This is a genomic window from Arthrobacter sp. 2MCAF14, from assembly GCF_052115645.1.
GTDB lineage: Bacteria > Actinomycetota > Actinomycetes > Actinomycetales > Micrococcaceae > Arthrobacter.
The window spans coordinates 179,513-190,500 of record NZ_JBFRHB010000003.1 but is presented as its reverse complement, the minus strand read 5'-3'; the positions used below and the strand labels follow the sequence as shown (position 1 = coordinate 190,500).

Sequence of the window (10,988 nt, the reverse complement as noted above, 5' to 3'; positions counted from 1 at the left end):
TGACCACTTCACCCGACGCGAGCCCGCCAACGTCATGCGCCGCATCACCAAACAAGCCAACGCACTCGGCCTCACCGTCCGATTCGACCCCATCCATCAGACCGCCGCAGCAACCTGAAACCACTCACCATCCATTTTCGAGTCAGTCAGGCAACGTATCCAGTTCCGCGGACCTTGACCAAGAGTCATCGTGGCCCTGTTGCAGGGTGACGCGCTTACCTAGTATTGGCCCATGAAGGAATGGGCCCGGCAGCACCCATATCTCGCCATGGCCATCGGCTATGTTCTTTTCTTTGTGTTCGCCACAGCTGTTTGGATGGCAGTTGGACGGCACAGCCTAGCGGACTCCGCTATCACCGCCTTTGTGTGGACATTGGGCTACTGGCTTCTTGCGGTCTTCGGAATCCGGCGAAGCCGAAAGACCAGAGCCCGTCTCGAAGAAACCGGCCAAATCATGGTCTACATCCGCTACCCGGACTCCCGGCCCGGTTCGCTCAGCAGCATCTGGAACCAAGGGATCGCGACGCCCAGCGCCGGGTCTATCCATTTCCAGCCCGCGGTGTACGACACCCTGGAGCCGTCAGGACGGGCAACGACGATCAAGGTCCAGGATCTGCTACCAGAGCGCCAAAAACTCAGCGGCAAGGACCGTAAGTACATCCGGGTGAATGGAATTCAGGCAATGACCGTGTTGACGGACGAAGGCAAGTTGGAGATTGCCGCGCACCCTGAATCACTGGACAGGCTGAGTGGGGTTCTACGGCGTTAGGCCCGCTGCAACCGTCACATATGCACGTGCAGCCGTCGCGCCGCTTCCGAGATGGAACCGGTCAGCGAGGGGTACACCGTAAAGGTGCTCGCGAGGTCGTCGACGTGCAGTTTCTGCTTGACGGCAACAGCGATCGGGAAGATGAGCTCGGAGGCATTGGGGCCGATGACGACGCCACCGATCACCGTTCCGGAACCCTTGCGCGCAATGATCTTGACGAAGCCGTCCTTGGTGTTGCGCATCTTGGCGCGGGCGTTGCTCAGCAGGGACAGCATGACCACGTCGCCCTGGTATTTGCCTGATTCGAGGTCGGCCTCGGAGACGCCCACAGAGGCGATTTCCGGTGAAGTGAAGATGTTGGAGGCCACCTGGTGCAGCTTGATCGGCATGACGGCGTCGCCCAGGAAGTGCGCAACAGCAATGCGGCCCTGCATGGCAGCGACCGAGGCGAGAGCCAGGATTCCCGTGCAGTCGCCAGCGGCGTAAATGTTCGGCGCGGTGGTGCGGGAGACGCCGTCCACCTTGATGTGGCCGGACTCCGTGACAGCCACGCCCGCCTCTTCCAGCCCGATTCCGGCCGTGTTGGGAATAGAACCCACGCACACCAGGCAATGGCTACCGGTCACCACCGAACCGTCGCCGAGCGTCACCTTCACACCGGCGTCGGTCCTTTCAACCGCCTCCGCGCGTGAGCGGGACAAAACGCGCACGCCGCGGCGCTTGAAGACACCTTCAAGGACCTGGGCCGCGTCCGTGTCCGAGCCGGGCAGAACCTGGTCGCGGCTCGAAATCAGGGTGACGTTCGAACCAAGGCCGTTGTAGGCCGAGGCGAATTCTGCACCGGTGACGCCGGACCCGACGACGATCAGGTCTTCCGGAAGTTCTTCGAGGTTGTAGATCTGCGCCCAGTTCAGGATGCGCTCACCGTCCGGCTTGGCCGTGGGCAGCTCGCGGGGGTGCGCGCCGACGGCGAGAAGGATGGCGTCGGCGGTGATTGTCTTGGTGCCGTCCGCCGTGGTGACCTCGATGGTGTGGTTGTCCAAAAGTTTTCCGGAACCCATCAGGATCTCGACGTCAAGGTGCTCGAGGCCCACCCGGATGTCGTCGGACTGCTCGCGCGCGAGGTGCAGGACGCGGTCATTGATGTGGCCCAGGTCCGCGCGCATGCCCGGCGCCACATCGCTGCCGTCGACGGCGAACTTGACTCCCAGCTCCCCCGCCTCGCCGACTCGGGTCATGAGATCCGCCGTCGCGATCAGGGTTTTGGAAGGTACGACGTCGGTGAGGACGGCTGAGCCGCCGAGCCCGGCGCGCTCGATGAGGGTTACCCGCGCTCCCAAGTGGGCCGCGACCATGGCCGCTTCATATCCGCCTGGACCTCCGCCCAGGATCGCGATTCGTGGTGAGCTGAAGTCAGGATGCATGGTCACAATGTTCAATTCTCACTTAATACCGGCGGACCTGCCACTAAGCCCCACCTGAGAACGCCCCCAGAGGCCGTTTACCTGCCCAACTGCGCCCTGTTCAACAGCGCGCGCGGCACTGTAGTTTGTACCAGTGAGTAACACAGAGCTGATGAACACAGACCCATTCGAGGCCGCCAATGCTGCGGCCGACTACATCGCGGCGGAGACCGGCGTCGAATCCCACGACGTCGCGCTCGTGCTCGGCTCAGGCTGGGGCGCGGCTGCGGATCTCATAGGCGAGACGACGGCGACCCTCACGGCGTCGGAAGTTCCCGGCTTCCACGCTCCTGCTGTTGAAGGGCATGTGGGCACCATCCGTTCGGTCCTGACGAAAGAGGGCAAGCGGGCCCTTGTCCTCGGCGCGCGTACCCACTACTACGAAGGCAAGGGCGTTCGGGCCGTAGTACACGGCGTGCGCACAGCCGCGGCAGCCGGATGCAAGACCCTCGTTGTGACCAACGGGTGCGGCGGTCTGAACGAAGCCTGGACCCCCGGCACGCCCGTGCTGATCAGTGATCACATCAACCTGACCGCGGCTTCTCCCCTTGAAGGTGCCACGTTCGTGGACCTCACGGACCTGTACTCCTCGCGCATCCGCGGCCTGGCCCGCGAAGTGGATCCGACGCTCGACGAAGGCGTCTACGCCCAGTTCACCGGCCCGCACTACGAAACTCCTGCGGAGGTCCAATACGCCAAGCGAATCGGCGCGGACTTGGTGGGCATGTCCACCGCTCTGGAAGCCATCGCCGGCAGGCACGCAGGTATGGAGGTCTTCGGCATCTCCCTCGTAACCAACCTGGCTGCAGGCATCAGCCCGGTGCCGCTGAGCCATCAGGAAGTCATCGAGGCAGGCCAGACGGCGGGCGCACGTATTTCGCGCCTCCTAGCAGACATCATCGCCAAGCTTTGATCGAATAGCCGGGGAGCCAAGGTGCCCCGGCTATTCCGGAGTTCGTAGCACAGTAGAATTTGAGTGATTCTCCGCCGTAGCGCTCGAACCGGAAAGGACCGCCGATGACGACATCCGCGCCTTTGCGGTTCCTGCGAACGGGCCTGATCGGCTCAATAATTCTGGGCTTCGCCGCGGGCGGGCACCTGGCTGGCGGCGGAGAACTTCCGGCGCCAGCTATTTTAACGGCGCTCTGTGCCCTGACGATCCTGCCCGTCGCCATCCTGACGCGCGTCCGACTTTCGCTGCCCGCCCTAGCCGGGCTGCTGGGGGCCGGGCAGCTCTGCCTTCACTGGGCGTTCTGCGCCCTGTCCGGAACTTCCACCGCGGCACCGCTGCAGTCCGGGCATGCAGGGCATGTTCGCTTGGCGCCCGCTCCGGAAACCGTAAGCGCCATCGCCTCGGCCCACGCCGCGGCAAGCGACTGGCAGATGCTCGCAGCGCACACCGTGGCAACCTTGGGCACGGCGCTGGTGCTCGCTCGCGGCGAACGAGCACTATGGGCGCTGGCTGCGTGGCTGCGCCCGCTGGTCCAACTACCCGCGGCAACAGTGGTCCAGCCACTTCGCGCCCCCCACCCCCGTTCGAGCCCGGATGTTCGTCCTCGGGCCATTCCCGGCCTCCGGCTTCCTTCCCGGCGCGGTCCACCAGCCCTGGCGTCCGCCGCCTAAGACTCTCCCCTTTCACACTCGGGCAGGGACGGGCGGCAGCTCCTTGCCTTCACCGGTCCGGACCTCCATCCGCCCCGGTCCCAACCGCTTTTCCTTTGTGAAAGGGCACCATTGCCATGAAGACATCCCACCGCCGTACCCTCAAAACCGCCTGCGCCGCCACCATGGTCGCCGGGCTGCTCGCCTTCGGCGTCTCGGCCGCCTCCGCACACGTCAACGTCAATCCCGACGACCCGGCAGCGGGCGGCTACACCCACCTGACCTTCAACGTCCCCAACGAGTCCCCGACGGCCAAGACCAACAAGCTCGAAGTCTCACTCCCCACCGACACACCCTTCAACTCGGTGTCCGTGAAGCCGGTCGAGGGCTGGACGGCCGAGCTCGTCACCACCACCCTGCCAAAACCCGTCACGGTCGCAGGAGCAACGGTGACCAAGGCTGTCAGTTCGGTCGTCTGGACTGCGGACGCAGCACACCAGATCGGGCAGAACGAATATCAGGCGTTCTCGATCTCCGTCGGCGTACTGCCCGACGCCGGCACCACTGTGACGCTGCCCGCCACCCAGAGCTACACCGACGGCACTGTAGTGAAGTGGGACGAGAAGACCGTTGAGGGACAACCAGAGCCCGAGCACCCGGCTCCCTCGTTCGTCACCACCGCCAGCGACGCAGCCGCATCGGCGGCTCCCACGTCCTCCCCGTCCGTGGCCCCGGCCCCGTCAGCTGCGGCTCCGACATCCAGCGACGCCGGATCCACGGCCGGTTGGTTCGGACTCGCGGCAGGCCTCATTGGCCTCGCTGCCGGCGTCACCGCCCTGGTGCGAACCCGCTCCACGAAGGCCAAATAGCGCCACCACCAACCACGGAACTGCCCGCGTCGGATCCCGGCGCGGGCAGTTTTGCATCTGAAGCGAGATGGTAGGAGCGGTCCGGGGTTGCCCGCCAGCTCACGCGCCCCCGATCCAAGCAAGCAGCACGCGACAGGCGTCGTCACGGCAATTTTCCGACTTCTGTCAAGTCAATTCACCCAAGTGTTAATGGCGTGTGAACTTTTTGAATAAATCAGATTTATTCAAAAATAATTGACCCCGCCGCGCTTTCCATGGCACGCGCGCGGTGTAAAAATGTAAGCGCTTGCGCACATATGTCTAACATGTGGCCTATGGCCCGGAATGCCGCGCGAAACACGAGTTGCGGCCACATTCAGCGGCGCGTCAAGCTTTGATCGGTCCGGCAAGTCGACGTGCCAGGACCGAAGGATGGGGGCTTCCTATGAATCCTCATCCACCCGAGACGATGGCGTTCCTGACGACGCCATCGGTGTTACCGGGAACGCCGGAGTTCGGACAAGGGCTTGCGCCCAATCCCCGTAGTCCAACCTCCGCGAGAAGAGCAAGCATGAAATCTCACTCAAACCCCCACAGGCCGCGCCGCCGACTGCGGTCGGCAGCCGCTTTTGCGGTCGCTGCCGGTGTGGCCGCCACGGTACTGATGGCATCCCCGGCAGCCCAGGCGAACCTGCCTGCCGACAAGCCGGCCACCACAATGCCGGCTCCCACGCCGGGATTCCCGCTGCCGACGGTCCACACGCAGGAAGCCTTTGATCCCGCAGCAAGCTTCACGTCCAAATGGACGCGGGCGGATGCTAAGCAGATCATGGCCCAGAGCAACCCGAACGTGACCCCCGGTCAGAACTCCATGAGCCCCAGCGTCACCATGCCGGAGATCCCCAAGGACTTCCCGGCCATGAACGACGACGTCTGGGTCTGGGACACCTGGTCCCTGACAGACCAGAACGCCAACCAGATCAGCTACAAGGGCTGGGACGTCATCTTCTCCCTCGTCGCCGACCGCCACGCGGGCTACGGCTTCGACCAGCGCCACTGGAACGCCCGCATCGGCTACTTCTTCCGCAAGACCAACGCCGACCCCGCGAAGGACAAGTGGAACTACGGCGGCCACTTGTTCCTGGACAACACCTCCATCGGCAACACCGAATGGTCGGGTTCCACGCGCCTCATGCAGGGTGACCACGTCAACGTGTTCTACACGGCCACCACGTTCTACGACCGTGCAGAGCGCAACGCGGGAGGCGGCGGGATCGCTCCGGACGCAGTCATCGCCAAGGCCCTCGGCAACATCCACGCCGACAAGAACGGTGTGACCTTCGACGGGTTCCAGCACACCAAGCTGCTCGAGCCGGACGGAAAGCTGTACCAGACCAAGGCCCAGAACGCCGGCTTCGCCTTCCGTGACCCGTACACCTTCGAAGACCCGGCCCACCCGGGCCAGACCTTCATGGTCTTTGAGGGCAACACGGCCGGAAACCGCGGCTCCTACAAGTGCACCGATGCCGATCTTGGTTACCAGAAAGGCGATCCCCACGCCGAGAACACCAACACGGTCAACACCACCACCGGCTCGTGGTTCCAGACCGCGAGCGTCGGCCTGGCTGTCGCCGACAACAAGGACTTGACCCAGTGGCACTTCCTGCCGCCGATCCTGTCCGCCAACTGCGTCAACGACCAGACCGAGCGCCCCCAGATCTTCATCCAGAACGAAAACGGCAAGAACAAGTACTACCTGTTCACCATCAGCCACCAGTTCACCTACGCCGATGGCATGCGTGGTCCCGACGGCGTCTACGGCTTTGTTGGCAACGGTGTCCGTTCGGACTTCCAGCCGGTGAACAACTCGGGACTCGCGCTCGGCTCGCCGACCGACTTGAACCTCCCGGCGAACAACCCGAGCGGCACCCAGTCGGCACAGCAGAACGGCCGTCAGTTCCAGGCCTACTCGCACTACGTGCAGCCGGGTGGCCTGGTGCAGTCATTCATCGACAATGTCGACGGAGTCCGTGGAGGGTCCCTCTCCCCCACGGTAAAGATCAACTTCGCCGGTGGCGTCACCCAGGTTGACCGCAGCTTCGGCAAGAACGGCCTCGGCCCGTTCGGCTACCTCCCCACCAACGTCCGCGTTGGAGGGGAAGGCCTCTACAAGTAGGCCACCGTCAATTCCAGCCGGGCGGGCAGAGGATTTGCTGCCTGCCCGGCGATTATGGGGCGCCCGGTTCACCCCGGGCGCCCCGCTCCACAACCCAGGAAGTCCCATGCTCCACTCTCCCCAACGCCCGCTCCGGCCCGCCCGCAAGGCGGTACTCGCCGTCGTCGCCGTCGTCGTGGCAATGTTCGCGAGCTCCTGCACTCCGACGCCGGACTCCTCGCGGTCCGCGACGAACCCGCCATCCGCTGTCAGAACCTCTGCACCCGCACCGTCCGAATCGGGCCCGTGGCGGCCCGCCGCGCACCTGACAGCGTCGCAAAACTGGATTAACGATCCCAACGGGCTTGTCTACGAAAACGGCACCTATCACGCGTTCTACCAGCACAATCCGCACGGCAACTTCTGGGGAGATATGTCGTGGGGCCACTCCACCAGCACCGATCTGGTGCACTGGACCCAACAGCCCGTAGCCATGGAAGGCTCCGTCAGCGAGGAAATCTTTTCTGGCGCGATCGTTCCGGACACCAAGAACGCCTCCGGCTTGGGCACCGCTGAAAACCCGCCGCTGGTAGCCCTCTACACCAGCTCATACGGAGAAGGCGGGGCCCTGCCCAAGGGTAGCCAGGCCCAGTCCGTGGCCTACAGCCTCGACCATGGGACGTCCTGGACCAAGTACAAAGGCAATCCGGTGCTCAGCCTGCAGCCGGCGTCGAACAACTTCCGCGATCCCAAAATCACTTGGTATGAGCCCGGCAAATACTGGGTCATGACCACGGTGGTAGCGGACGCCCAAGTGGTGAAACTGTTCAAATCCACGGATCTGCTGCACTGGAGCTTCCTCAGCGATTTCTCCGGGGTGGGCGCCCAGGGCGGCCTCTGGGAAGTTCCCGAACTTCTCCAGATGGACGTCGACGGCGGCAACGGACTGAAGAAGTGGGTCATGATCGTGAGCATCAACCCCGGAGGCATCGCGGGAGGCTCCGGCATGCAGTACTTCGTGGGCGATTTCGACGGCACCCGGTTCACGGCGGAAAACGCGGCGAAGCCGGGTGACCCACTGACGGACTCGCAATGGCTGGACCATGGAGCGGACTTCTACGCCGCCAACACCATCTCCGCGGCTCCCGGTGGAAAGCCGGTACTGCTCGGCTGGATGGGGAATTGGGACTATGCGCAGTCCGTCCCGAGCACCCCGTGGCGCGGATCCATGGCCATCCCCCGCCAACTCACGCTCGCAGCTACGGGAAGCCGCTTCGAGCTCCATTCGACCATCGCCCCGCCCGCCGCGGATGCCCTCACGAACGCCAAGACCAGTGAAGTACATGGCGAAAACCTCACCGTCACTGACTCCACGGAGTCCCTCGGCAGCGAATTCGGGTCCCGAACCCAGCTTATCGACGCCGAAATGGACGTTGCGGGCTCAGCGGACGCCGGCATGGTGTTGCGGGCCTCGTCAGACGGAAAGGCAGGCCTCCGGATCTCGTACAACCGCGCAAGCCAGACCCTGAAAGTGGACCGTTCCGCGGCCGGAACCTCCAACTTCTCGCCGAAATTCAGCCCCTACCACCAAGCATCCGTGCCCATGAAGGACGGCAAGGTCCGCCTCCGCATCCTCCTCGATTCCTCGTCCGTGGAGGTCTTCACACAGGACGGCTCGGTAGTCATCTCGGACATTTTCTTTCCGCAATGGGGCAACACGGGTGCGGCCGCCTTCAGCTCGGGAGGCACCGCGGGCTTCGTGCTGACCAGCACCCGGATGCAACCCTGACGCTCTGCAGCCCAACTGACTCGCAGTTGTTGTCGTTAAGACGCCTCTTAACGACAACTAATGCGAGCCAGTTGGGTTGGGGTGTCCATACTGTGACGGCTGACATAGCCCGTGACCTCGGCATTCATTCTCTTTGACGATAGCTTTATCCCTATGACATCGAGCGATGCCGAATTTGAAAAGCTGATATCCGACGCCCGCGAATGGGCTGCCCAGGACCCGGACCCCATCACTGCGGCAGCCCTGTCCGAGCTGACCGGACTCGCCTCCAGCGGCGTCGCTGCAGCCCGTCAACAGCTTGAAGACAGCTTCAGTGGAACACTGCAGTTCGGTACCGCGGGACTCCGGGCAGCCCTCGGTCCCGGTCCCAACAGGATGAACCGCGTGGTGGTGCGGCGGGCAGCGGCAGGTTTGGCGTCCTTCCTCAAGGATGCCGTTGAGGCCGCTTCCCCCGGAACGCGGCCGCGCGCCGTCGTCGGCTATGACGCGAGGCACAACTCGGATGTCTTCGCCCTGGAGTCTGCTGCCATCTTCACGGCCGCCGGGATCGACACCTTCCTGATGCCTTCAGCGCTTCCCACCCCACTGCTGGCTTACGCGGTCCGTTCCCTTGATTGCGACGGCGGCGTCATGGTCACAGCGAGCCATAACCCTCCGCAGGACAACGGTTACAAGGTGTACCTCGGCGGCCGGGCCGTAGAGGAAAGCGGCCGTGGATCCCAGATCGTGGCACCTTACGATTCGCAGATCGCCGCAAGCATCGAAGCCGTGGGCCCCTTGGACTCAATTGAACTGGCTGAATCCGGCTGGACTGAGCTGCCCGATTCCATCACTGGCGAGTATGAGGCCGCGATGGCTGGCTTGGCCGACGTCGAGAATTTCCCGGCCCGTGAGCTGAAGATCGTTTTGACCCCTATGCATGGCGTGGGCGGTGAAACCGCGGTCTCGGTTCTCAGCGCGGCCGGCTTCACGGACGTCTCGCTCGTCGAAGAGCAAGCAGCACCGGACCCGGACTTTCCCACGGTCAGTTTCCCCAACCCGGAAGAGCCCGGCGCGCTGGATCTGGCTTTGGCGGCAGCGGCGCGCTTGGATGCCGACATCGTGCTGGCCAACGACCCCGACGCCGACCGCGCGGCTGTAGCGGCAAAGGACCCTGATACGGGTGCTTGGCGGATGTTGCGGGGCGACGAAGTAGGCGCCCTGCTTGGGGCACACGTCGTGGCCCGGCACGCCGCGGATGCCCGGCAAGGCGACGCGAGCCGGGGCGTTTTTGCCAATTCAATCGTCTCGTCGCGGCTGCTCTCCCGCATCGCGGCGGCGGCTGGATTCGCCCATGAGGAAACGCTGACGGGATTCAAGTGGATTTCCCGGGTACCGGGACTTGTGTACGGCTATGAGGAAGCCCTGGGCTACTGCGTGGCGCCCGAACTTGTCAGGGACAAGGATGGTATTTCCGCATCCTTGCTCATCGCAGAACTGGCGGCGGCTGCCAAGGCCGAAGGAAAGACGATCTTCGACACCTTGGACGAGATCTACCTGGTGCACGGCCTGCATGCGAGTGACCAGCTCAGCATCCGGGTGGCGGACCTTGGTTTGCTGGACGCCATGATGAACCGGCTCCGGGCCGATCCGCCGGAGTCCTTTGGCGGCTCCGCCATCGAGACCTTTGTGGATTTGGCCGAGGGAAGCGAACAACTTCCGCCTACGGACGGCCTCCTCTACCTGACCAAGGACCTCAGCCGCGTCATCATCCGACCCAGCGGCACCGAGCCAAAGCTCAAGTGCTACCTGGAGGTCATCAAATCGGTCGGTTCCGCGGCGGAACTCGCAGAAACCCGCCACGCCGCGCGGACCACTTTGGACCACATACTCGCGGACGTCCGCGAAGCGCTGGGGCTCTAGTTAGAGTTCGACTTCGATGAAGCCGTCAACCATGCGGGTCCTGAATGCCGGAAGCCGCAGCCCGGGGTTGGAATAGCACTCACCGGTCTGCAGATCGTAGACCTCTTTGTGCAACGGCGAGGCGATGGTGGGGCGTGATCCCCGGGAACCGGTGATGCCGCGGGCCATGACGTTGGCCAAGGTTGCAGGGTCCTGCTGGGCGACTGCGTAGACATTGTCGGCGTCGACGCGGAAGAGCGCCACCTGCACGCCGTCGATCAAAGCTGCCTCGCCCCAAGCTGGCTCAAGTTCGTCCAAGGGGCATACGCGGTGCCAGCCGGACGCGGTCGGCGCGCCCATCAGTTGTTCTTCCCGTTCCAGAATGACGGTCATGTCAACCCCTCTCGCTATGCCTGCGGCCGGACAAATGCTGCCCGTTCCTTTCAGGCGTTGGCCACCGAGCGGCCATACCTTCAAGGTA

The 10,988-nt window shown here is 63.9% G+C and carries 9 protein-coding genes; 7 read left to right on the top strand and 2 right to left on the bottom strand.

The features are described 5' to 3' along the window. Positions 1 to 232: 232 nt before the first annotated feature. On the top strand, positions 233 to 769 hold the full coding sequence (locus AB4074_RS04440; protein WP_441412281.1) for a hypothetical protein: 537 nt from the start codon (positions 233 to 235) through the stop codon (positions 767 to 769). Between the two features lie 14 nt (positions 770 to 783). On the opposite strand, the gene AB4074_RS04435 is transcribed toward AB4074_RS04440, so the two are convergent. After that, positions 784 to 2,199, bottom strand: coding sequence for an NAD(P)H-quinone dehydrogenase (locus AB4074_RS04435; RefSeq protein ID WP_345449641.1), 1,416 nt, complete (start codon positions 2,197 to 2,199; stop codon positions 784 to 786). 145 nt (positions 2,200 to 2,344) lie between these two features. Between AB4074_RS04435 and AB4074_RS04430 the strand changes: the two genes are divergently transcribed. The 6 genes from AB4074_RS04430 to AB4074_RS04405 all read left to right on the top strand — a co-directional run bounded on the left by AB4074_RS04430 (position 2,345) and on the right by AB4074_RS04405 (position 10,528). Beyond that, the gene (locus AB4074_RS04430) at positions 2,345 to 3,145 is read left to right on the top strand and encodes a purine-nucleoside phosphorylase (RefSeq protein WP_441412280.1); all 801 of its coding nucleotides are present in this window, start codon (positions 2,345 to 2,347) and stop codon (positions 3,143 to 3,145) included. Between the two features lie 104 nt (positions 3,146 to 3,249). After that, positions 3,250 to 3,855 carry a hypothetical protein gene (locus AB4074_RS04425; protein ID WP_441412279.1) on the top strand — a complete coding sequence of 202 codons (606 nt, stop codon included), beginning with the start codon at positions 3,250 to 3,252 and terminating at the stop codon, positions 3,853 to 3,855. Between the two features lie 116 nt (positions 3,856 to 3,971). Next, positions 3,972 to 4,703 (top strand): YcnI family copper-binding membrane protein, encoded by a 732-nt coding sequence (locus AB4074_RS04420; protein WP_441412278.1) that lies wholly within the window; start codon positions 3,972 to 3,974, stop codon positions 4,701 to 4,703. A 550-nt stretch (positions 4,704 to 5,253) separates the two neighbouring features. Continuing rightward, the gene (locus AB4074_RS04415) at positions 5,254 to 6,858 is read left to right on the top strand and encodes a glycoside hydrolase family 68 protein (protein WP_441412277.1); all 1,605 of its coding nucleotides are present in this window, start codon (positions 5,254 to 5,256) and stop codon (positions 6,856 to 6,858) included. A 106-nt stretch (positions 6,859 to 6,964) separates the two neighbouring features. Further along, on the top strand, positions 6,965 to 8,626 hold the full coding sequence (locus tag AB4074_RS04410; RefSeq protein WP_441412276.1) for a glycoside hydrolase family 32 protein: 1,662 nt from the start codon (positions 6,965 to 6,967) through the stop codon (positions 8,624 to 8,626). 153 nt (positions 8,627 to 8,779) lie between these two features. Further along, positions 8,780 to 10,528, top strand: coding sequence for a phospho-sugar mutase (locus AB4074_RS04405; RefSeq protein WP_441412275.1), 1,749 nt, complete (start codon positions 8,780 to 8,782; stop codon positions 10,526 to 10,528). On the opposite strand, the gene nirD is transcribed toward AB4074_RS04405, so the two are convergent. Then, positions 10,529 to 10,900, bottom strand: a complete 372-nt coding sequence (gene nirD, locus AB4074_RS04400) for a nitrite reductase small subunit NirD (protein ID WP_441412274.1) — start codon at positions 10,898 to 10,900, stop codon at positions 10,529 to 10,531. Positions 10,901 to 10,988: the final 88 nt, after the last annotated feature.

Bases quoted from the DNA above. Each gene is read 5' to 3' on its own strand.
- nirD (WP_441412274.1), bottom strand. From the start codon at position 10,900: ATGACCGTCATTCTGGAACGGGAAGAACAACTGATGGGCGCGCCGACC.
- AB4074_RS04420 (WP_441412278.1), top strand. From the start codon at position 3,972: ATGAAGACATCCCACCGCCGTACCCTCAAAACCGCCTGCGCCGCCACC.
- AB4074_RS04430 (WP_441412280.1), top strand. From the start codon at position 2,345: ATGAACACAGACCCATTCGAGGCCGCCAATGCTGCGGCCGACTACATC.
- AB4074_RS04405 (WP_441412275.1), top strand. From the start codon at position 8,780: ATGACATCGAGCGATGCCGAATTTGAAAAGCTGATATCCGACGCCCGC.
- AB4074_RS04440 (WP_441412281.1), top strand. From the start codon at position 233: ATGAAGGAATGGGCCCGGCAGCACCCATATCTCGCCATGGCCATCGGC.
- AB4074_RS04425 (WP_441412279.1), top strand. From the start codon at position 3,250: ATGACGACATCCGCGCCTTTGCGGTTCCTGCGAACGGGCCTGATCGGC.
- AB4074_RS04415 (WP_441412277.1), top strand. From the start codon at position 5,254: ATGAAATCTCACTCAAACCCCCACAGGCCGCGCCGCCGACTGCGGTCG.
- AB4074_RS04410 (WP_441412276.1), top strand. From the start codon at position 6,965: ATGCTCCACTCTCCCCAACGCCCGCTCCGGCCCGCCCGCAAGGCGGTA.